Raw genomic sequence first — 21,374 nt, 5'->3', positions numbered from 1 at the left:
GCTGCTATGGGGTCAGCTCTTTCATCCGAAACCGGTCTGGAGTGACCCCTGATATTTGTTGGAACATTGCAATAAATGCAGACGCCGAACTGTACCCCACATCCAAAGCAACTTCGTGAACACTTTTACCTTTATCCAGCCCTGCCACTGCATGCAAGTAACGCAGTCGCTGACGCCACTCGCTGAATGACATGCCTAATTCTTGTTGGCAACGGCGAGATAACGTTCGCTCCGAGGTATAAGCCCGCTTTGCCCACTGGGCAAGCGTTGTATTATCCGCAGGATCTTGCTGTAACTCCGCTAAAATCGGTGCTAACAATTTATCTTTGCTGGTGGGTAAATAGGTATCTTGGCATGGCGAAATAGCAAATTGGTCAATCAATACCTCCCCCAAACGAATATCCTGCTCAGTTTCGGGCTGAACAATGCCCCGTTGATACATATCCGTCATGATCGTATGGAAAATGGAGCTTAATCGTACAACACAGGCCCTACTCGCAAGTCTCGGCGTATAGGCTTGGGCAAAATCAATAATCCGAAATTTAACACTCTGCTTATTAAAACTTGCATGTTGGGTATTGGCAGGGATCCAGATGCAAAACTCTGGCGGCGCCATATAATGCTTACCTTCCACTTCCATTTCCATAATTCCGCAAACCACATACAACAACTGGCCAAAGGTATGGGAGTGGGATTTGTATTCGGTTTGCTGGTTGATTTGTTCATGACGCAAGGCAATAAATTCAGGCTCAATAATATTGCATTCGTTAATTTGCAGAACATCACTTTTTAAATTATTCATAGGCTGTCTGAAAAGCGTTATCGATTGTCTGAATATCAGTATATATAATATTTCGGACAGATGTATACTCCTGTGACTGATTAGGGAGAACGTTGTTAATGAAATATTTCCTGTTTCCGCTGACCGCGGTTTTATTATGGTCCATAAATGCCATCGTCAACAAAGCCGCTGCAACGGCAATTGACCCTGCTGCTATTTCATTTTATCGCTGGGCTCTGGCATTTTTAGTCATGACCCCCTTTGTTCTGCGCTCGGTACTGCGCAATGCCAAAGTGGTTAAACAACATTGGTGGCAACTGGCCATCTTAGGTGCTTTGGGGATGATGCTGTATCAAAGTTTAGCTTACTATGCCGCACATACGGTAAGCGCGACATTTATGGGTGTTATGAACTCATTTATTCCGCTATTAACTGTGGTGATCAGTATTTTTGTTTTGAGGGTGATCCCAACCGTTGGGATTGTTGTTGGTTCCGTTCTGTCTCTGTTTGGATTGGCTTGGTTAGTCAGCCAAGGGAACCCAAGTTCATTACTTGATAATGGACTGGGTCAAGGCGAATTGCTGATGATCGTCGCTTCCGCCGCTTATGCCCTGTACGGGGTATTAACTAAGCGTTGGTCTATTCAGCTATCGAGTTGGGATTCACTGTACGTACAAGTCTTCTTTGGGGTTTTATTATTAATTCCAAACTTCTTGATGGCGGATGATGTGAGCCTTAACAGCAATAATATCGGGTTAGTTTTATTCGCAGGGATTGCCGCATCGATTCTGGCTCCAGCAATGTGGATCCAAGGTGTACTGCGTTTAGGCGCCAATACCACCTCTATCTTTATGAACCTCGCGCCGGTATTTACTGCCATTATCGCGGTATTCACCCTTGGGGAAGAGTTAAAGAGTTACCACTTAATTGGGGGCGGTATCGTGTTACTCGGTGTGATGTTAGCTCAACAGCTGCGTACCCCGCTCACTCAAGTATTTTCCCGCAAGAAAAAAGCGTTAGAAGAAGATACTTGTCAGTAAGTCATATTAATAGGTCGATTGATTAAAAGCCCCATAAATCTACTTCAAGGTTATGGGGTTTTGTTTATTTTCGCCAATTACACAGACTAAACTGCACCTAAAAAGGTGTGCAAATTAGATAATGACCGTTTTTAGGTGCAACTAGGTAATAACAGAGTACCCACTAAGCTTTCTTCGGCGCCCGGCTCGCTTTCAACGTAATACGCACCAACAGCCCACCGAGATGCTCACTCTTTAACAGCTGTAATTCTGAGCCGTGATAACTGGCGATATCTTTCACAAGCGCCAAGCCCAGCCCTGAACCTTCCAGCCCTTTGGCATTATTCAAGCGCATGAAGGCTTTTAATGAGCGGTGAATATATTTATTTTCAATACCGGGCCCTGAGTCTTCAATTTCCAACTTGGTCATCGACTTATGACTTTCATCTGCAATAATACGTACCGTGACAACCCCCTTCTCTGGGGTATATTTAATCGCATTATCGATTAAGTTCGCGCACATTTCCGCCAGCAAAATAGCATCCCCTTTCACCCAACAATGTTCTAGCCCCTCATAGCCTAAATCAATCTGCTTACTTTCGGATTGCCCTAAGCGGGTAAAACAGACTTGCTGAACAATTTCGACCAAATTAACTGCACGATAAAGCCTGATCGCCTCTTTTTCGTGTTCTTTTAAACGGGCAAGCTGCAATAACCGATCAGTTAATACAATGGTGTTATCCAAAGTTTTATTAATCGCCTGCAAACTTTGCTGTTTCTGTTGCTCATCATCGCTATTAAGAGCCACCGAAACTTGAGTTTTTAATACGGCTAACGGGGTTTTTAATTGATGGGAAGCGTCTGCACTGAAACGCTCTTGGCGTTTTAACATACGCCTTAATCGCTCCACATAGCGGTTCAATGCATCCACCAGAGGCGAAAGTTCTGACCATGGCAACACATTCGGGATTGGAGTTAGGTCATTCGCGGCACGACCCAACATAAGATTAGAAAGTTTTTTCAACGGTGTTAATAACTTACGTAATAGCAAATACGCCAATATCAGCGTCACAACCACCACAGTACCTTGGCTCATCAAAGCCGAGATCAGCAATTGATTGGCAAAATCTTGCCGAGCATACACCGTTTCAGCGACGCGGATCTCCACCATGCCTTGGATCCCACCTTCATTAATCGGTTGGAAAAAGGTCGCTACGCGAATGGGAAGCCCCATATATTCCGCATCATAAAAGTAGACTAAGGCCGTGTAATGTTGAGAGCGCATCCAGTAAGGGGGGATTGGCGGTAGGTCATCATAGCCAGAAATGGTCTCCCCATGAGGAGCGATGACTTGATAAAACAGACGATCATTATTGTTCAGTTCAAAGCTATCGAGTACCACGTAAGGCACATTCACGGAAAGATGTTCATCCACAACTTGTAATCGCTCCGCCACCGTTCTCGCCGACGCCAGTAATGTCCGGTCATAGGCGAGGTTAGCGGCGTTTTTAGCGCTGTAATAGTGGGTATAAACGGAGAAACTTCCCAACAAAATGAGGGGGATACCGAAAAACAGCAGCAACTGATGAAAGAGAGAGCGTGGATGAGAGACTAATTTCATACACTACACTGCTCTAATCGGTATCCCAATCCGCGTAAAGTATTGATATTGATATCTGAACCCGCGAGTTTTTTGCGAACCCGATGCACATACAATTCAATACTTTGTAAATTGGCTTCATCGGACAGCGAAAATACCTGTTCAAATAATTGTGTTTTTGAAACAGGTCGCCCTCTACGATGAAAAAGCATATTCAATACCGCGTATTCTCGCGGGGTTAAACCTAATGGCTCCGCCTTCAGTGAAAAATAACCGTCATCATGAAAACAGAGATCACCAAAACACTGGTCGCTATTCACATTCCCGTGACTACGGCGCAACAGCGCCCGTACTCGAGCCTCTAATTCCGCGATATCAAAAGGTTTAGTCAGGTAATCATCCGCCCCTGCATTCAGCCCTTTCACACGGTCGGCCACATCTGAATTCGCCGTTAATAGCAGAACAGGCGTTTCTTGATGCCGCTTGCGCATCTGGGCTAATACATCTAAACCACTCATTCGTGGTAATGAAACATCCAAGACCACCAACGAGTAATTCTCGGTTTGTAATAGCTGATCGGCGATGTAACCATCACTGGCGATGTCCACAGCAAATCCCGATGCCGTTAAGGCTTTCTGTAACCACAGTGACAACTCGTCATGATCTTCAACCAATAACATTCTCATTAGTCGCCCACTCATTATGATTATTTATGCGTATAAGTTGGCACTCTCTCGGATGAATGAAAAGTGTTAAACATGATTTTTACCGAAGCTATCACAACAATCCTTCGTTAACCTGCTGCCACAGATAGAAATTAACATTAAATTAACAAATTTAAGAAGCGAAAATATAAAACAATCTGATATGTATCACATAAAAATAATTTTATTTGTTAATGAAAGGTAAATGAAAGGTTCTCAATACAATGATGAGTGGCGAGCAAACATCGCCCACAGTTATTTATCTACAAAAACATATTCATCTACAACGGTAGATCCATAACGACATAACCAACAACAACCAAGTAACTTAATTATTGTCTAGTGAGGAATGAAGCATGAAGAATTTCACAATCAATACCTTAGCTGCAGCAATTTTTTTAGTTGGCGTTAACCAAGCAATGGCGTTACCCGAAAGAACCGAATGTATTGCCCCAGCCAAACCTGGCGGTGGCTTTGACTTAACCTGTAAACTCGTTCAAGTCTCCATGCTGGAAACCAAAGAAATCGAAAAACCGATGCGTGTGACATACATGCCAGGTGGAATTGGTGCCGTTGCCTACAATGCCATTGTGGCTCAACGCCCAGCTGAGCCGGGAACCATCGTCGCATTCTCTGGTGGATCCTTACTCAACCTTGCACAAGGTAAATTTGGTCGTTACAACGAAAATGATGTTCGCTGGCTAGCGAGTGTTGGCAGTGACTATGGCATGATTGCCGTGCGTGCAGACTCCCCTTATAAAACCTTAGGCGAACTGATGGACGCCTTCAAAAAAGATCCAAACAGCATTGTCTTCGGTGCTGGTGGCTCCATCGGTAGCCAAGATTGGATGAAAACGGCGTTGCTCGCCAAAGCGATCGATTTAGACCCACGAAAAATGCGCTATGTTGCTTTCGAAGGCGGTGGCGAAACACTGACAGCCCTGTTAGGCAACCACATCCAAGTGATCTCCGGTGATATCAGTGAAATGACACCCTATATCAGTGACGGAAAAATCCGCATCCTAGCGGTATATGCGGATAAACGCCTACCGGATGGGCTCGCTAATATCCCAACCGCTAAAGAGCAAGGCTATGACATAGTTTGGCCAATCATTCGCGGATTCTACATGGGACCCAAAGTATCCGATGCGGATTACAATCAATGGGTTGAAGCCTTCCAAAAATTACAACAAACCGACGAATTTAAAAAGCAGCGTGAATTACGTGGCTTGTTTGAATACAACTTATCGGGCTCAGAACTGGACGCTTACGTGAAAAAAGAAGTTGAGAACTACCGTGAGCAAGCGCGTTCCTTCGGGTTAGCGAAATAACGGAGTCACCATGAGCCAACGAATATTTGCCATAGTCTGGCTAATACTGTGTGGGATCGGGCTGTACATCGGCTGGGGCATCCAAAGTGAGTTTACCTATGAACCACTAGGCCCCCGCCCCTTCCCGATAGCCATACTGTCATTAATGACCCTGTGCGCACTCGCACTCCTGCTGGGTCGCCAAGAAGCGGTTGAATGGCCAAAGCCCTATGTCTTGCGCCGTTTAGTCTTGTTAATCATTGCATTAGTTATTTATGCATGGGCGTTTGAGTGGTTAGGATTTCCATTATCGACCACTTTGTTGACCATCAGCGTTGCCCTGTTATTTGGTGCAACCCCGATAGCCGCCCTGATTTCCGGTCCAATCCTAGGAATTTCCCTATTCTATGCCTTTGACCGATTACTCGATGTGACATTGCCAATCGGCGAGCTTTTTAGCTAAGGAGAAAGTATGGAAACGTGGATGTATTTATCTCAAGGCTTTGAGGTCGCGCTGATCCCTCAAAACATTATGATCGGGCTGATTGGCTGCTTTATCGGCACCATTGTCGGTATGTTACCGGGTCTTGGCCCAATTAACGGTGTCGCAATTCTATTGCCATTGGCATTTGCACTAAAGTTACCAGCTGAATCTGCCCTAATTTTGTTGGCAACCGTTTATTTAGGCTGTGAGTATGGAGGGCGAATTTCCGCCATCCTATTGAACGTTCCCGGTGACGCCGCGGCGATCATGACCACGTTAGATGGTTATCCGATGGCGAAGCAAGGTCAAGGCGGTATCGCGCTCTCGATTTCTGCCGTCAGTTCATTTATCGGTTCCACAATTGCGATTGTTGGGATCATTTTATTTGCACCTTTACTGGCACAATGGTCACTCGCCTTTGGTCCAGCTGAATATTTCGCATTGATGGTTTTTGCTATCGCATGTTTAGGCAGCATGATGAGCCAAAACCCCGTCAAATCGCTACTCGCAGCGTTGATTGGTTTGGCGCTAGCAACCGTCGGTGTCGATGCCAACTCTGGGGAATACCGCTTTACCTTTGACAGCGTTAACCTATCCGATGGCGTTCAGTTTATCGTCGTGGTTATTGGTCTGTTCTCTGTCAGTGAAATATTACTCATGCTAGAAAGTACGGCAACAGGACAAGGATTGATCCGCAAAACGGGTCGAATGTTATTTAGCAAGAAAGAAGCCAAGGCCTGTGCGGGTCCAACATTACGCTCCTCATTTATTGGCTTTTTTGTGGGGATTTTACCGGGTGCGGGGGCGACTATCGCTAGCGCCATCACCTATATGACCGAGAAAAAAATTGCGGGCGATAAAGGGACATTTGGTGAAGGGGATGTTCGCGGTGTCGCGGCACCTGAAGCCGCCAATAACGCCTCTGCCTGTGGGTCATTTATTCCGATGTTAACCCTCGGTGTTCCGGGTTCAGGCACGACGGCAGTAATGATGGGGGCACTGACCCTGTATAACATCACTCCGGGTCCGGGAATGTTTACTGAACAGCCACATATCGTTTGGGGATTAATTGCCGCACTGCTGATTGCTAACGTTGTGTTGCTAGTGATGAATATTCCACTGATCGGCCTATTCACGCGAATGCTCACCGTGCCATTGTGGTTCTTAGTCCCTGCGATTGCTTGTGTCTCTGCGGTGGGCGTTTACGCCGTACACAGTACCACTTTTGACCTGCTACTAATGATGGGGCTTGGGGTATTCGGCTATATCTTGCGGAAGATGAATTTCCCGCTATCTCCGCTGATCCTCGGGTTTGTTTTAGGTGAAATGTTAGAGCAAAACCTGCGCCGCTCGTTGTCTATCAGTAATGGGGATTTCAATATTCTGTGGAGCAGTACGATTTCTAAGAGCTTATTAATTCTGGCGGTGCTGGTGCTAGTGTTACCACCGATTGTGAAGCTTATTCGCAAACGTCTCCGTCAAACCGCTCAAGCGTAATTCCTTACTGTACGTTATGACTGAAAGACTTAGCCCCATGAAAATGGGGCTTTTTTTGTTTACTAGCTCACTGATTTTCTGATTTCGGGTATCCCTGCTCGCGTAACCATTCGCGACCCACATCAATGGTTGGTGTTTGTACAATAAAGACAAACAAGGCACCGATCATACCGCCTAACAATGCGCCGCCTAGAAAACCACCGGAAAAGAAACCAAAGAAAAACAACATAAAGGCTAATACAGCGGAAAGTAAAACCGCGAGTCCTGTGAGCTTCCAATATTTCGCGCCCATGCGTTTTTTACCTTCTTTCAGGCATTGACGAAATAGGCGTCCTTGCTCTTTTCTCTCTAATCCTGCTAATTCTGGAACACTTTTCGCCGTCCAATACGCCATCTTTTTTACCTTTCTTTTTGATTAAATGCTGTGTCATGCATTTATAAACAATTTGGCAATAAAAGACCCGTGGATAATTCTGATAACCTTAAATAGCGATAAGAAATGACGAGCTATTTAATGCCATTTTCTCCTATGATTTCAGCTTGCTGTCGCTGTTTTTCTTTTTGATCGGCTTCCCGTCTCAATGTATGTAATTTAGTATCATGAAAATCCAGTTTCTCGGCTATCACCTCTTCTGGGATATCTACATCCAGCCTTTGTAGCACCTTTTCTTTATGCAATGGAAATGGCATGTCAACATTACGCACAGTTTTTAACAACGCACTAAATTTACTGCGAATGTAGTTAACGACTAAGGTGCCTAAAATCTTAATATCCTGCTTTAAAACCGCCATATTAAATCGAGTTATGTTCATTTTAATTCCTCAAAGTGAATGAATATTTGAGTCGATATCATGGCACTATTTTCATTACGGTAATTTAATAAAATGATGATGGTGGCGGCAATAATTGAGCCATAAAAAAAGCGAGAGCCTTAGCCCTCGCTTTCTATTTAGTGCATTTCAGTGAATGAAACTTACGCTTTGTATTTGCTCATCACTAACGTTGCGTTAGTACCACCGAAACCGAAGCTGTTAGACATCACTGTGTTCAGCGCTTGCTTAGTTGGTTTGGTGATGATGTTCAAGCCTTTCGCTTTCTCATCTAAATTCTCAACGTTGATGCTTGGCGCAATAAAGCCATGCTCTAACATCAGCAAGCTATAAATCGCTTCTTGAACGCCTGCTGCACCTAAAGAGTGACCTGTCATCGCTTTGGTTGCAGAAAGTGCAGGGCAATCATGACCAAACACTTCTTGGATAGCTTCTAACTCTTTAGTATCACCGACTGGTGTTGAAGTGCCGTGTGTGTTGATGTAATCGATTTTATCAACACCGTGCATTGCCATTTGCATACAACGCACTGCGCCTTCGCCCGATGGAGCCACCATGTCAGCACCGTCAGATGTTGCGCCGTAGCCAACCACTTCTGCATAAATGTGTGCGCCACGTGCTAATGCGTGCTCTAACTCTTCAACCACGACGATACCGCCGCCGCCTGCAATAACGAAACCATCACGGTCTTGGTCATAAGTTCTTGATGCTTTCGATGGAGTTTCGTTGTACTTAGTCGACAGCGCACCCATTGCATCGAACTCACACGTCATTTCCCAGCTCAGTTCTTCACCACCACCCGCGAACACAACATCTTGTTTGCCCAGTTGGATCAGCTCAACTGCGTGACCAATACAGTGTGCGGACGTTGAACATGCAGAGCTGATTGAGTAGTTAACGCCTTTGATTTTGAACGGTGTTGCTAAGCAAGCAGAGATACCGGAAGCCATTGCGCGAGTCACCATATATGGACCCACACCACGCAGACCTTTCGCACGCATACCGTCAGAACCTGCGACTTGGTTACGTGGAGAACCACCACCAGAGCCAACAACAACACCCGTACGCAGGTTAGACACTTGGTCTTCCGCTAAACCTGAATCTTTAATCGCCTGTTCCATTGACAGGTAAGCATAGACAGAGCAATCACTCATGAAACGGCGGACTTTACGGTCAATCAGACCTTCAGTATCCAGCTTTACATCACCCCAGACATGGCTACGCAGCCCTGCCTCTTTAAATTCTTCTGAGAAAGTGATCCCGGAACGACCTTCCTTCAGAGAAGCCAGTACTTCTTCCTGGTTATTACCAATGCTGGAAACAATACCTAGGCCAGTTATGACTGCACGCTTCATTCGTTACCTCATGTCTATAATTATATGATTACGGGATTACAGGTGTCACTTTAGCTTACACTTGTACGCTGAACAAGTCCGATCAGGGTAAATATTTGTATTTTTTTTATCATGACACAAATAAGGCTTTTATGTGACGGTAGCCTTACAGTGATATCAGCGTTAGAATTTGAATATGATTTTGCAATAACGGGCTTAAACGTGAAAAAGACAGCTGTACAAACCGCTCACCTCAGTTGGAATGAGGAAGGCACACCGATTTCAGAACAGTTTGAAGACATCTATTTTTCTAACCAAAATGGCTTAGAAGAGAGTCGCCATGTGTTTTTGCAGGGAAACCATTTTCCACAGCGATTTCTAACACACCAAGATGAAACTTGTGTGATTGCCGAGACAGGATTTGGTACTGGGTTGAATTTTCTCGCTTTATGGCAAGTCTTCAACCAATTCAAAGCCGAAAACCCCAATGCAAAATTACAACGATTACATTTTATTAGTTTTGAAAAATACCCGTTATCAAAAGCTGATTTAATCGCCGCGCACCGTTGTTGGCCTGAATTAGCTGAGCTCTCAGAGCAATTATGTGAACAGTGGCCACCCGCCCTACCCGGCAACCATCGAATTATTTTAGAAAACGGCTTGATCACCCTCGATTTATGGATTGGTGATGTAAATACGCAAGTATCCATACTTAATGACAATTTAAACAATAAGATAGATGCGTGGTTTTTAGATGGTTTTGCACCGTCCAAAAATCCGCAGATGTGGAGCGAACAGTTGTTCGCTGCAATGGCAAAATTTGCGCGTAAAGGCGGCACATTTGCCACCTTTACGGTAGCCGGATTTGTCAAACGTGGATTACAACAAGCGGGCTTTACTATCATGAAGACCAAAGGATTTGGTCAGAAGCGTCAAATGCTAACAGGGGTATTAGAAAATAATCTGATTCGCCCGATGGCACCTTGGTTTGCGCGTCAATCCGCATCCCATACGGATGATATCGCAATTATTGGTGGTGGAATTGCCACCCTCGCCTTAGCCCGTTCACTCAAAAAACGCGGAGCGAATGTCACGATTTATTGTCAAGACCAGCAAGTCGCGCAAAACGCGTCTGGAAACCGCCAAGGCGCAGTCTACCCTCTATTGACTGGGAACGATAATGCCCTAGAACGCTTTTTTGTTAGTGGTTTCCCGTTTGCAACTCGCTTTTATCAGCAACTTAGCGCGCAAGGTATCGAATTTAATGGACAATGGTGCGGGGTAAGCCAAATGGCATATAACCCTAAATCAACCAAAAAAATCGACAACATGCTGCAAACCGAATGGCCAGAAGAGTTTGCAATTGGCAAAGATAGGCAACAACTCAGTGAACTCAGCGGAGTAGATGTCAATCATCGAGGTATTTATTACCCCACTGGCGGCTGGCTATGCCCTGCGCAATTATGCGAAAGCTTAGCGCAAGAACTCGCTGAACAAGGGGTTAATTTCCACTTTGGTCTGTCAGTCACCAACTTACAGCATTCAGAAAACGGCTGGGAACTGACATTCGATAAACATCAAACGGCTCACCATCAAACCGTGGTGATTGCCAATGGTCATTTATTGAATCAGTTTGAGCAAACGAAAAACTTGCCTATCACCCCTGTACGCGGCCAAGTCAGCCACATCCCGACTAACCCCACATTGCAAAAATTAAAAACCGTGCTGTGCTTCGAAGGTTATATGACGCCAGAAGATGCCACAAATCAGCATCACTGCTTGGGAGCTAGCTACCAACGAGATAATTTGAGCCTTGAATACTCCGAGGAAGAGCAGCAAGAAAATCTGCAAAAGCTGCTCACCAGCCTACCGGATGTGGATTGGACGTCGCAGGTGAATATCTCCGACCAGCAATCACGTCAAGGGATCCGCTGCGTGATCCGCGACCATATGCCGCTACTTGGTAATGTTCCTGACTTCGATGCCCTGATGCAGCAATATACGGATTTACCTGAGCAACTTCACCGTCAACAATCTGTTGAACCCTCTCCAGCCTATCCTAATCTGTTTGTGTTCGGAGCATTAGGAGCACGAGGGCTTTCCACTGCTCCACTGTGTGCTGAAATCCTCGCGGCACAAATTTTTGACGAGCCGATGCCTGCCGACGATGACGTGCTTGCCGCATTACATCCAAATCGTTTTTGGGTGAGAAAACTGCTTGCGGGACGTCCAATCACCACGAAAGAGGCGTGAACAAAAGAGGGCTTCCATTTGGAAGCCCTCAGAACGAAGCAATATTGAGATTAATTCACGCTCAACCGCATAGCGCAGCGATCAACCGCTTGAAACCCTGCATCCACTTCGTGTTGCAAGATATCTTGTAATTCGCGCGTCAATTGCGCCTCTTCCATTATCGAAAAACCAAGGCGCTGATAATACGGCGCATTCCACGGAATATCACGAAATGTGGTTAGTGTAACCTGACCAATCTGTTGGGACTGAGCGAACTCAATAACCTGCTGAATAAGCCGCTTACCTAAGCCCTGCCCTTGCGCTGACTGCTGAACTGAAAGCTCCACAATATGCAGGCTATCGCTCAAATGCTCCGCCATAATAAAGCCAACGGGCTGATCATGATTATCCACCGCGAGCCACTCTAAGCCATTCGCAATACACTCAACGTGGTTTTCTTCCGGTTGAACTTCACCTTGGGCAATCCAATCAAACTTAGGATGCCCGGCAAAAGTCTGTCCCGCTGACGCTTCTACCTCAGGCAAGAATTGGGCATCTTCATGGGTTGCTAATCGAATGGAATACATGCAGTCAATAGAATTCATAAAACTAACGCACGGTATCTAACAGTGTTTTCCACATACCCAGCACCAAAACTTGGTCTGGTGGGGTCAATTCACCGGCTTTGATAGCGTTTTGGATGCTCAGCTCAACGCGCTGATACAGTGCATCAACACTGGTTTCGTTCTCTTCTTCCAGCTCTGCTACAGCAAGGGTTAAGTGACCACGCAGATAGCCACCAGCAAACAGCTCATCATCACTGGCGTGTTCAACCATATCATCAATTTTTGTCAGTATGCGTGTTTCAAAATCCGCAAGCATGCTTAATCCTTACTGTAGTGAGTGATTCTATTAGGCGAAAATATCTTCCGGATAAGGAAACAGTTCCGCGCAAAGTGGGGGTGTATTGTAAAACGATTGTAACGCATTAATAAAGCGCAGCGGTCTCTCTGGGATACCTTTTTCGAGGTACTCCATCACTTGACCATGCACTTTGCGCATAAAGGCGATACGGTCAGGTTCAAAATCCCCTTCCAAGTTGTCGCAACTCACATTAAATGGGATACCTGTTGCCACACAGAAAAACCAATCCAATGCTTGAGGTTTGATTTCGACCACTTCAAAGTCACACTGAGTTTTTTCATCGCGACCATCTGGGCAGTACCAATAACCGTAATCCACTTGCTGGCGGCGTTTTTCCCCCGCAATGCACCAGTGAGAAATTTCATGGAGTGCACTGGTAAAAAAGCCATGTGCAAACACAATTTGGTTGTATGGTGTGGTGTCATCGGCAGGTAAATAGACAGGCTCGTCGTCCCCTTTTACCAATTTGGTATTGTACTCTTCGCCGAAACACTGTTCGAAAATATCAATAAGTTGCTGATAATGATGTTGGGTCATGGAACGCTTAAATCATCTTAAAATAATGTGAGAAACCAAGCTTTAATCTCGTCACCGTGGCTGTCATTTAACAGCTTAATACTCATTAAGAGTGAAATCACGACGATCATCGGCCTGATAAGTTTTTGTCCTTTGGTTAACACTAAGCGAGCGCCAAGTCTCGCACCAACCATTTGGCCGGCAAGCATAACAAAACCGAGCACCCAAAGAACATGACCTCCGATAATAAAAAAGATCAAAGATCCAAAATTGGAGGCGAAATTTAACAATTTTGCATGGGCGGTAGCTTTGGCGAGGTTATACCCTAATAGCAGGACATAAGCGAGCGCTAAAAATGAGCCAGTTCCTGGTCCAAATGCCCCATCATAAAAACCAATACTCATCCCCGCAGCAACTCCAAAGATTGGCATACTGACACGCTGAGGTCTATCTTGCACACCCAAAGAGGGTGTGAGTAAGAAATAGAGCCCGACGCAGATGACCATTACAGGTAACAGCTGCTTCAAAAATGCGGTATCGATGGATTGAATTAAAATTGCCCCGAGCATTGCCCCTATTATGGTCATGACCACCGGGAAAATTTGCTCTCGCAAATTAATGGCTTTACGTCTTGCAAAATAGAGTGTGGCAGAGAATGAACCGCCAATGGCTTGTAATTTATTGGTCGCCAAGGTTTCGACAGGGGTGATCCCCACAGAAAGTAGCGCAGGAATGGTCAGTAAACCACCGCCCCCAGCGATAGAGTCAATAAAACCGGCAAGTAGAGCGACAAAAAACAGCAGAGCGTAAACTTCAGGCGCAACGGCGGTAAGCCAATCCATTTCACATTCCAGATAAGTAAACTATCACGATGCAGATTTGTTATTTATTGATTATCTTATTGAAAGTTAAGCAATATCACAGCCCGGATGGATTATAATCGAGGTTTCATCCTAACCTTTAACTCACAGTGGATACCCTTGCCAAGCAAGAATATCCACTGAAAAACGTCAATGACTTATTCGAATGGCGCCACGGCTGGCACAACATCCGCACACTGTCCGCGGTGACGCAAGAAGTGATCCATCAGCACAATCGCCATCATGGCTTCCGCGATAGGTACTGCGCGAATGCCCACACAAGGGTCGTGGCGACCTTTGGTGATCATCTCAACCTCTTCACCATCACGGTTCAAGGTTTTTCCTGACACCGTAATACTGGAAGTCGGTTTCATCGCGATATGGGCAATAATCGGCTGGCTGCTGCTAATGCCCCCTAAAATTCCACCAGCATGGTTAGATGTAAAACCGTGGCGGGTGATTTCATCGCGGTTTTCACTGCCTTTTAAGCTCACCACACCAAAACCATCGCCAATTTCTACACCTTTTACTGCATTAATGCTCATCAGTGCATGAGCGATATCGGCATCTAAGCGGTCAAAAACTGGCTCGCCTAAACCAGCGGGAACGTTCTCAGCCACAACGGTGACTTTCGCACCAATGGAATCCCCCTCTTTTTTCAAGCCACGTAACAGCTCATCAAGGGCATCCAATTTGCTTGGATCAGGGCAGAAGAATGGGTTTTCTTCGACAATCGACCAATCTTTGATTTCACACTCCACGCTGCCCATTTGGGTCAGACATGCACGAATTTGAATGCCAAATTTTTCTTGCAAGTATTTCTTAGCAATCGCCCCCGCAGCAACACGCATCGCGGTTTCACGGGCAGATGAACGACCGCCACCACGATAATCGCGCAGACCATATTTCTGTTCATATGTGTAATCGGCATGCCCTGGGCGGAACACGTCTTTAATCGCACCATAATCTTGGGAACGTTGATCGGTATTTTCAATTAATAGACCGATACTGGTGCCTGTCGTCACACCGTTAAAAACCCCCGATAGGATTTTTACTTGGTCAGGTTCACGGCGCGCAGTGGTATAGCGCGATGTACCTGGACGGCGGCGGTCTAAATCTATTTGTAAATCTGCTTCGGTCAGTGCTAATCCCGGCGGAACACCGTCAACGATGCAGCCTAATGCTAGCCCGTGTGACTCTCCAAAAGTGGTCACACGAAACAGTTGCCCAATTGAATTTCCAGCCATTCCCTGTTTCCTATTTGCTTGCGATTCTTATACTTGTTAAGAAATATGATGTTATGCGTAATTATTATGTTTTATTTGATTATGCCGAGTAACGCAACTCTTTATTAATTAATATATTAATCAATATAAAGAGCAAAGTGCTCGTGATGTTCCACCAACTGTTCACGGGTTAACATAAACACGCCGTCACCACCAAATTCGAAATCTAACCAGATAAATGGAATATCTGGATATTGGTCAATCAGATGCACCATGCTGTTACCCACTTCGCACACCAGAATCCCCTCTTCAGTTAAGAAGCGCGGAGCGTTAGCGAGAATACGGCGAACCAGTTTTAGACCATCGCTACCAGCCGCCAGCGCCAGCTCAGGCTCGACACGGAACTCTTGTGGCAGATCGTCCATATCTTCAGCATCCACATACGGCGGATTGGTGACAATCAGGTCATATTTAACGTCTGGCATATCACGGAATAGGTCAGAACGAATTGGGATCACGCGGTGTTCTAAACCATGATTCGCAATGTTTTGCTCCGTCACAGCCAAGACATCCGTAGAGATATCCACGGCATCCACTTCGGCTTCAGGGAATTCATGGGCGCAGGCAATCGCAATGCAGCCACTTCCCGTACACAGGTCGAGGATGGTTTGTGGTTCATCAGATAATAAGCCCACAAAATGGTTGTTAATCAGTTCACCAATTGGCGAACGCGGGATCAGCACTCGCTCATCCACATAGAATTCATGTCCACAGAACCACGAACTGTTAGTCAGATAGGCAACTGGAATACGATCATTGATGCGGCGTAATACACGCTCAATAATGCGGTGACGCTCCGTTGGAGTCAGGCGCGAAGTTAGTAGCTCATCCGGTAAATCCAGCGGTAAATACAGGCTTGGCAAAACTAACTGTAAAGCTTCATCCCATGGGTTATCGGTGCCGTGACCATAATAAATGTTGGCAGCATTAAAGCGGCTCATGGTCCAACGTAAAATGTCTTGAATGGTATGAAGTTCTGCGACGGCTTCATCAACGAAGATCTTTTCCAAGAAGGGATTCTCCTGCCTGTGGATTAAAAGGGAAAATTTGAATGGCTAAAGTTTGCCACGAAGTGAAAGACAAATCAGCAGATTAATGTAAGAAAATACGCAGATAAGCACTTGTTTGCGCATTTTGGCGCTAAAAATAACCGCGCCCCGGATTTTCATCAAGGGCGCAGTGTTTATCATGATATTAAAAACGTTACGCTAATTCTTCGACTTCTTTCTCGGTTTCTTCCGGTTTTTTCACCCATACTGCGTAAGCAATAGTGAGTAACAACAACCAACCGATCCCCACATACAGCGCAATTCGAGTACTTTCGAAATAACCTAATACACCGAAAATAAACACCATAAAGGCAATTGCAAGGATAGGCGCAACTGGCCACATCGGTACTGGGAATTTCAATTGCTGAACTTGCTCTGGCGTCATCTTACGGCGCATCGCAAATTGTGCCAATAAAATCATGAACCAGACCCAAATTGTGGCAAACGTGGCAATCGACGCGATCACTAAGAACACATCTTCAGGGATCAGATAGTTCAGTACCACACCAATAAACAGCACCAGCACCATGACTAACACCGTCATCCATGGCACCCCATTTTTGGTTAACTTAGTGAATGATTTAGGCGCCTGCCCTTCATGAGCCATGCCGTACATCATGCGACCGGCACCAAAAATATCACTATTAATTGCCGAGATGGCGGCGGTGATCACCACCACGTTCAAGATATTCGCCGCAGCTGAAATGCCTAAACTATCAAAAATCTGCACAAACGGGCTGCCATTTTGGCCAATTTGATTCCATGGGTAGATGCACATCAGTACAAACAACGTTAATACGTAGAACAGTAAGATACGTACAGGCACCGCATTAATGGCTTTTGGAATGGTCACTTCTGGGTTTTTGGCTTCGCTCGCCGTGATCCCGATGACTTCGATTCCACCAAAGGCAAACATCACCACCGCAAATGAGGCTATGACCCCGCCTATGCCATTTGGCATAAACCCGCCATGGTCAAATAGGTTTGATACTCCAACCGCATGTTCAGAGGCTTGACCAAAACCAAACATCATAATGGCAGCACCGCCGACGATCATCGCGACAATCGCCCCCACTTTAACTATCGACAACCAAAATTCCATTTCGCCGAATGTTTTTACGTGGCACAGGTTAATGGCACCAATAAAGCAGATAATACTGAGCACCCAAATCCACTGAGCCACATCAGGGAACCATAATTTCATATAGACCCCAAATGCCGTCACGTCAGCCAAGCAAACAATTAGCATTTCAAAAACATACGTCCAGCCTGTGAAAAAGCCCGCTCGCGGACCTAAATAGTGGCTAGCATATTGGGAGAATGACCCTGCCAATGGGCTACGAACCGCCATTTCACCAAGAGCACGCATCACCATAAAAACAGCGGCGCCCCCAATAATATAAGCCAGTAAAACGGCCGGACCGGCAGTCTCAATAGCTTTGGCTGAACCATAGAATAACCCCGTTCCTATTGCTGAACCGAGGGCCATAAATCGGATGTGGCGCGCAGAAAGCCCACGCGCAAGTTGTGATGTGCTTTGCATGTTGTGTCCTTCGTATTTTTATCAGTCGTTTCGAAGAGAATTCGCAGCCGATACATAGTCGGCTGCTTCTAAAACACTTACTTATAGGAACTATCGGTATATGAACGATAAGTTTTTATGAATGAAAAACCGAGTTTGCTGCAAACAACGTGGCAAGTTTATGCTGATCAATAAGCGAGATAGCCGCCTCGATATCCGGTGCGAAATAACGGTCTTTATCGTAATACGCGACTTTATCACGCAGGGTTTTACGGGCTTTTTCCAGTTTTTCGCTCGATTTCAAACCGTCGCGGAAATCCATTCCCTGACACGCAGATAACCATTCAATGGCTAAAATGCCTGTCACGTTTTTCGCCATTTCCCATAAACGGCGACCTGCTGCTGGTGCCATGGAAACGTGGTCTTCTTGGTTGGCGGATGTTGGTAAGCTATCCACGCTAGATGGATGCGCTAATGCTTTGTTTTCACTGGCTAATGCTGCTGCCGTCACCTGTGCAATCATAAAGCCGGAGTTCACACCACCATTGTTAACTAAGAATGGCGGTAATTGGGACATGTGCGTGTCCATCAACATCGCAATGCGTCGCTCTGATAATGCACCTATTTCGGCTAATGCCAGCGCGATATTGTCCGACGCCATAGCAACTGGCTCCGCATGGAAGTTACCACCAGAAATAATGTCGCCATTATCGGTAAACACCAGCGGGTTATCGGATACCGCATTAGATTCAATTAAAATAACTTCTGCCGCTTGACGGATTTGCGTTAAACACGCGCCCATCACTTGAGGCTGACAGCGTAATGAATACGGGTCTTGGACTTTCGAACAATTTGCGTGAGATTGGGACAGTTCGCTGGTTGGCGATAACACATCGCGGAACAACGCAGCCACATCGATTTGACCTTTTTGACCACGAACTTCTTGGACTCGCGCATCAAATGGCTTGCGAGAGCCTAATGTCGCTTCTACGCTTAACGCCCCACACACAATGCCGGATAACAGCAGATTTTCCGCCGCAAACAAGCCTTTTAACGCAAATGCGGTTGAGGTTTGAGTGCCGTTCAGGAGTGCCAAACCTTCTTTAGCTTCCAGAGTTAATGGTTTCAAGCCCGCTTTTTCTAACGCTTTTTTCGCAGGTAGCCATTGACCTTCAAAACGCGCCTGCCCTTCGCCAATCAGAATTAAGCTCATATGTGCTAGCGGCGCTAAATCACCCGATGCGCCCACTGACCCTTTTGCAGGAATATACGGGTAGACTTGTGCGTTAACCAGTGCAATCAGCGCTTCAATGACTTCTAAGCGAATACCTGAGAAACCACGCGCAAGGCTGTTTATCTTTAATACCATAATCAAGCGAACCAGATCATCGTCCAGTGGCTCACCAACACCAGCCGCATGGGACATCACAATCGAACGCTGTAAAGATTGCAGATCTTTGCTGGCAATACGGGTGTTAGCCAGTAAACCAAACCCAGTATTGATCCCATACGCGGTTTTATCTTCCGCAATGATTTGATTTACAGTCGCAACGCTTTTGGCGATGACGCTGTGGGCATGTTTATCTAACGTGACGGTCACTGGCTTTTGGAAGACAACGCGTAATTCGTCGAGTGTCATTTTCCCCGGATGGATAGTTAATTTAGTCATCAATGGCACTCCTTAACGTGTTTTTAGCATAGGTAGGTTTAAGTTTTTCTCTTTAGCGCATTCGATAGCGATGTCATAGCCCGCATCCGCGTGGCGCATCACCCCTGTCGCTGGGTCATTGTGCAGTACGCGAGCAATACGCTCCGCCGCTGCATCTGTACCATCGCAGACAATCACTACGCCAGAATGTTGAGAGAAGCCCATTCCAACACCGCCACCATGGTGTAATGACACCCATGTCGCGCCGCTCGCCGTATTTAATAGCGCGTTGAGTAACGGCCAATCAGACACCGCATCCGAGCCATCTTTCATCGCTTCAGTTTCACGGTTTGGACTCGCTACCGAGCCTGAATCTAAATGGTCACGACCAATAACAATCGGTGCAGAGACCTCGCCACTTCTGACCATTTCATTGAACGCTAAACCTAACTTGGCACGATCCCCCAAACCAACCCAGCAAATACGTGCTGGTAAGCCTTGGAAACTAATACGCTCACGCGCCATGTCCAGCCAACGATGCAAATGTTTATCGTCTGGCAGTAATTCTTTCACTTTGGCATCTGTTTTATAGATATCTTCAGGATCCCCTGATAACGCCACCCAACGGAATGGACCAACACCGCGGCAAAATAGTGGGCGAATATAGGCTGGAACAAATCCAGGGAAATCGAACGCATGTTCAACGCCCATTTCCAATGCCATTTGACGAATATTGTTACCATAATCGAATGTTGGAATACCTTGGGCTTGGAAAGCCAACATCGCTTTCACATGTTCCGCCATGGATTTTTTCGCCGCCAGCGCAGTACCTTGTGGGTCTTTCACGCTCTTTTCGCGATACTCATCCCAGCTCATACCAATCGGCAGATAGCCATTGAGCGGGTCATGAGCACTGGTTTGGTCAGTAATCATGTCTGGTTTAATGCCACGGCGAACCATTTCAGGTAAAACTTCAGCCGCGTTAGCACACAGTGCGATAGAAACGGCTTTGCCTTCTGATGTGTACTTTTTGATGCGCGCTAATGCGTCATCCAGATCGGTGGCTTGTTCATCAACATAACGGGTTCTTAAGCGGAAATCGATGCGGCTTTGCTGGCACTCAATATTTAATGAGCAAGCCCCTGCTAACGTTGCCGCTAATGGCTGTGCGCCACCCATCCCACCTAAACCGGCGGTTAATACCCAACGCCCAGTGAGATCGCCATTGTAATGTTGGCGTCCCGCTTCAACGAAGGTTTCGTAGGTGCCTTGAACAATTCCTTGGCTACCAATGTAAATCCAGCTTCCTGCGGTCATTTGACCGTACATGGCTAAGCCTTTTGCATCCAACTCATTGAAATGCTCCCAATTCGCCCAATGTGGTACAAGGTTAGAGTTAGCGATTAATACGCGAGGCGCATTTTCATGGGTTTTGAATACGCCGACAGGTTTCCCTGATTGCACCAGCAGAGTTTCGTCGCTATCTAGCTGTTTCAGGGATTCAATAATTTGGTCATAGCATTGCCAGTTACGGGCTGCGCGACCAATCCCACCATAAACCACAAGCTCATGGGGATTTTCTGCCACGTCAGGATCGAGGTTGTTCATCAACATGCGCAGTGGTGCTTCTGTCAGCCAACTTTTAGCGGTTAAGGTCGTTCCACGAGGTGCTCGAATTTCAATATTACGATATTTGTTATTTAACTTTGTCACGAATATACCCTCACTTAGATGCGTGTTTGACTTATTGCGTCTCCTTATAGATATAGTTGTATAT

Annotated in this window: 20 protein-coding genes; 5 read left to right on the top strand and 15 right to left on the bottom strand. The window is 46.0% G+C overall.

Features of this window, described 5'->3' with window-relative positions; genetic code table 11:
* Positions 1 to 4: 4 nt before the first annotated feature.
* The gene (locus JK188_RS04340; protein ID WP_211886084.1) at positions 5 to 802 is read right to left on the bottom strand and encodes an AraC family transcriptional regulator; all 798 of its coding nucleotides are present in this window, start codon (positions 800 to 802) and stop codon (positions 5 to 7) included.
* 98 nt (positions 803 to 900) lie between these two features.
* Here JK188_RS04340 and JK188_RS04335 point away from each other — a divergent pair, with 98 nt between their 5' ends.
* Entirely contained in the window at positions 901 to 1,821 is a 921-nt protein-coding gene (locus JK188_RS04335; protein ID WP_211886086.1) for a DMT family transporter, read from the top strand.
* 163 nt (positions 1,822 to 1,984) lie between these two features.
* On the opposite strand, the gene JK188_RS04330 is transcribed toward JK188_RS04335, so the two are convergent.
* Both JK188_RS04330 and tctD read right to left on the bottom strand, forming a co-directional pair.
* The gene (locus JK188_RS04330) at positions 1,985 to 3,421 is read right to left on the bottom strand and encodes a sensor histidine kinase (protein WP_211886087.1); all 1,437 of its coding nucleotides are present in this window, start codon (positions 3,419 to 3,421) and stop codon (positions 1,985 to 1,987) included.
* Positions 3,418 to 4,086 carry a transcriptional regulator TctD gene (gene tctD / locus JK188_RS04325; RefSeq protein WP_211886089.1) on the bottom strand — a complete coding sequence of 223 codons (669 nt, stop codon included), beginning with the start codon at positions 4,084 to 4,086 and terminating at the stop codon, positions 3,418 to 3,420. The genes JK188_RS04330 and tctD overlap by 4 nt, the downstream gene beginning before the upstream one ends.
* 374 nt (positions 4,087 to 4,460) lie before the next feature.
* Between tctD and JK188_RS04320 the strand changes: the two genes are divergently transcribed.
* From JK188_RS04320 to JK188_RS04310, 3 genes are read left to right on the top strand one after another with little or no spacing between them, the layout of a single operon-like run.
* Positions 4,461 to 5,435 carry a Bug family tripartite tricarboxylate transporter substrate binding protein gene (locus JK188_RS04320; RefSeq protein WP_211886090.1) on the top strand — a complete coding sequence of 325 codons (975 nt, stop codon included), beginning with the start codon at positions 4,461 to 4,463 and terminating at the stop codon, positions 5,433 to 5,435.
* A 10-nt stretch (positions 5,436 to 5,445) separates the two neighbouring features.
* Positions 5,446 to 5,877, top strand: coding sequence for a tripartite tricarboxylate transporter TctB family protein (locus tag JK188_RS04315; protein ID WP_036952661.1), 432 nt, complete (start codon positions 5,446 to 5,448; stop codon positions 5,875 to 5,877).
* A 9-nt stretch (positions 5,878 to 5,886) separates the two neighbouring features.
* Positions 5,887 to 7,395 (top strand): tripartite tricarboxylate transporter permease, encoded by a 1,509-nt coding sequence (locus JK188_RS04310; RefSeq protein ID WP_211886092.1) that lies wholly within the window; start codon positions 5,887 to 5,889, stop codon positions 7,393 to 7,395.
* Positions 7,396 to 7,462: 67 nt separating this feature from the next.
* On the opposite strand, the gene JK188_RS04305 is transcribed toward JK188_RS04310, so the two are convergent.
* From JK188_RS04305 to fabB, 3 genes are all read right to left on the bottom strand, one after another.
* A complete protein-coding gene (locus JK188_RS04305) occupies positions 7,463 to 7,789 on the bottom strand; it encodes a hypothetical protein (protein WP_211886093.1) in 327 nt (108 codons plus the stop codon).
* Between the two features lie 113 nt (positions 7,790 to 7,902).
* Positions 7,903 to 8,208, bottom strand: coding sequence for a hypothetical protein (locus JK188_RS04300; protein WP_211886094.1), 306 nt, complete (start codon positions 8,206 to 8,208; stop codon positions 7,903 to 7,905).
* Positions 8,209 to 8,369: 161 nt separating this feature from the next.
* Entirely contained in the window at positions 8,370 to 9,581 is a 1,212-nt protein-coding gene (gene fabB, locus JK188_RS04295) for a beta-ketoacyl-ACP synthase I (RefSeq protein WP_211886096.1), read from the bottom strand.
* Positions 9,582 to 9,782: 201 nt separating this feature from the next.
* On the opposite strand from fabB, the gene mnmC reads away from it, so the two are divergent.
* On the top strand, positions 9,783 to 11,813 hold the full coding sequence (gene mnmC, locus JK188_RS04290) for a bifunctional tRNA (5-methylaminomethyl-2-thiouridine)(34)-methyltransferase MnmD/FAD-dependent 5-carboxymethylaminomethyl-2-thiouridine(34) oxidoreductase MnmC (protein WP_211886097.1): 2,031 nt from the start codon (positions 9,783 to 9,785) through the stop codon (positions 11,811 to 11,813).
* Between the two features lie 50 nt (positions 11,814 to 11,863).
* Here the strand turns inward: mnmC and JK188_RS04285 are convergent, their stop codons facing one another.
* The 9 genes from JK188_RS04285 to hutU all read right to left on the bottom strand — a co-directional run bounded on the left by JK188_RS04285 (position 11,864) and on the right by hutU (position 21,310).
* A complete protein-coding gene (locus tag JK188_RS04285) occupies positions 11,864 to 12,397 on the bottom strand; it encodes a GNAT family N-acetyltransferase (protein ID WP_211886098.1) in 534 nt (177 codons plus the stop codon).
* A gap of 4 nt (positions 12,398 to 12,401) precedes the next feature.
* Positions 12,402 to 12,674, bottom strand: a complete 273-nt coding sequence (locus tag JK188_RS04280) for a YfcL family protein (RefSeq protein ID WP_181477317.1) — start codon at positions 12,672 to 12,674, stop codon at positions 12,402 to 12,404.
* Positions 12,675 to 12,704: 30 nt separating this feature from the next.
* On the bottom strand, positions 12,705 to 13,253 hold the full coding sequence (locus tag JK188_RS04275) for an elongation factor P hydroxylase (protein ID WP_036949374.1): 549 nt from the start codon (positions 13,251 to 13,253) through the stop codon (positions 12,705 to 12,707).
* Between the two features lie 17 nt (positions 13,254 to 13,270).
* Complete coding sequence (locus JK188_RS04270) at positions 13,271 to 14,074, bottom strand: TSUP family transporter (RefSeq protein ID WP_132495486.1); 804 nt, start codon at positions 14,072 to 14,074, stop codon at positions 13,271 to 13,273.
* Positions 14,075 to 14,250: 176 nt separating this feature from the next.
* Complete coding sequence (gene aroC, locus JK188_RS04265) at positions 14,251 to 15,339, bottom strand: chorismate synthase (RefSeq protein ID WP_108478568.1); 1,089 nt, start codon at positions 15,337 to 15,339, stop codon at positions 14,251 to 14,253.
* 116 nt (positions 15,340 to 15,455) lie between these two features.
* A complete protein-coding gene (gene prmB / locus JK188_RS04260) occupies positions 15,456 to 16,388 on the bottom strand; it encodes a 50S ribosomal protein L3 N(5)-glutamine methyltransferase (RefSeq protein WP_036949367.1) in 933 nt (310 codons plus the stop codon).
* A 193-nt stretch (positions 16,389 to 16,581) separates the two neighbouring features.
* A complete protein-coding gene (locus JK188_RS04255) occupies positions 16,582 to 17,970 on the bottom strand; it encodes an amino acid permease (protein ID WP_132495490.1) in 1,389 nt (462 codons plus the stop codon).
* Between the two features lie 115 nt (positions 17,971 to 18,085).
* Positions 18,086 to 19,618, bottom strand: coding sequence for a histidine ammonia-lyase (hutH, locus tag JK188_RS04250; RefSeq protein ID WP_211886100.1), 1,533 nt, complete (start codon positions 19,616 to 19,618; stop codon positions 18,086 to 18,088).
* Between the two features lie 12 nt (positions 19,619 to 19,630).
* Complete coding sequence (gene hutU / locus JK188_RS04245) at positions 19,631 to 21,310, bottom strand: urocanate hydratase (RefSeq protein ID WP_211886101.1); 1,680 nt, start codon at positions 21,308 to 21,310, stop codon at positions 19,631 to 19,633.
* Between the last annotated feature and the right edge of the window lie 64 nt (positions 21,311 to 21,374).

It is taken from the genome of Providencia sp. JGM181 (assembly GCF_018257375.1).
GTDB lineage: Bacteria > Pseudomonadota > Gammaproteobacteria > Enterobacterales > Enterobacteriaceae > Providencia > Providencia lanzhouensis.
Note: the sequence above shows the minus strand (reverse complement) of the source record. Positions and strands in the feature narration are given on the sequence as shown.

Bases quoted from the DNA above. Each gene is read 5' to 3' on its own strand.
- JK188_RS04340 (WP_211886084.1), bottom strand. From the start codon at position 802: ATGAATAATTTAAAAAGTGATGTTCTGCAAATTAACGAATGCAATATT.
- JK188_RS04335 (WP_211886086.1), top strand. From the start codon at position 901: ATGAAATATTTCCTGTTTCCGCTGACCGCGGTTTTATTATGGTCCATA.
- JK188_RS04330 (WP_211886087.1), bottom strand. From the start codon at position 3,421: ATGAAATTAGTCTCTCATCCACGCTCTCTCTTTCATCAGTTGCTGCTG.
- tctD (WP_211886089.1), bottom strand. From the start codon at position 4,086: ATGAGAATGTTATTGGTTGAAGATCATGACGAGTTGTCACTGTGGTTA.
- JK188_RS04320 (WP_211886090.1), top strand. From the start codon at position 4,461: ATGAAGAATTTCACAATCAATACCTTAGCTGCAGCAATTTTTTTAGTT.
- JK188_RS04315 (WP_036952661.1), top strand. From the start codon at position 5,446: ATGAGCCAACGAATATTTGCCATAGTCTGGCTAATACTGTGTGGGATC.
- JK188_RS04310 (WP_211886092.1), top strand. From the start codon at position 5,887: ATGGAAACGTGGATGTATTTATCTCAAGGCTTTGAGGTCGCGCTGATC.
- JK188_RS04305 (WP_211886093.1), bottom strand. From the start codon at position 7,789: ATGGCGTATTGGACGGCGAAAAGTGTTCCAGAATTAGCAGGATTAGAG.
- JK188_RS04300 (WP_211886094.1), bottom strand. From the start codon at position 8,208: ATGAACATAACTCGATTTAATATGGCGGTTTTAAAGCAGGATATTAAG.
- fabB (WP_211886096.1), bottom strand. From the start codon at position 9,581: ATGAAGCGTGCAGTCATAACTGGCCTAGGTATTGTTTCCAGCATTGGT.
- JK188_RS04285 (WP_211886098.1), bottom strand. From the start codon at position 12,397: ATGAATTCTATTGACTGCATGTATTCCATTCGATTAGCAACCCATGAA.
- JK188_RS04280 (WP_181477317.1), bottom strand. From the start codon at position 12,674: ATGCTTGCGGATTTTGAAACACGCATACTGACAAAAATTGATGATATG.
- JK188_RS04275 (WP_036949374.1), bottom strand. From the start codon at position 13,253: ATGACCCAACATCATTATCAGCAACTTATTGATATTTTCGAACAGTGT.
- JK188_RS04270 (WP_132495486.1), bottom strand. From the start codon at position 14,074: ATGGATTGGCTTACCGCCGTTGCGCCTGAAGTTTACGCTCTGCTGTTT.
- aroC (WP_108478568.1), bottom strand. From the start codon at position 15,339: ATGGCTGGAAATTCAATTGGGCAACTGTTTCGTGTGACCACTTTTGGA.
- JK188_RS04255 (WP_132495490.1), bottom strand. From the start codon at position 17,970: ATGCAAAGCACATCACAACTTGCGCGTGGGCTTTCTGCGCGCCACATC.
- hutH (WP_211886100.1), bottom strand. From the start codon at position 19,618: ATGACTAAATTAACTATCCATCCGGGGAAAATGACACTCGACGAATTA.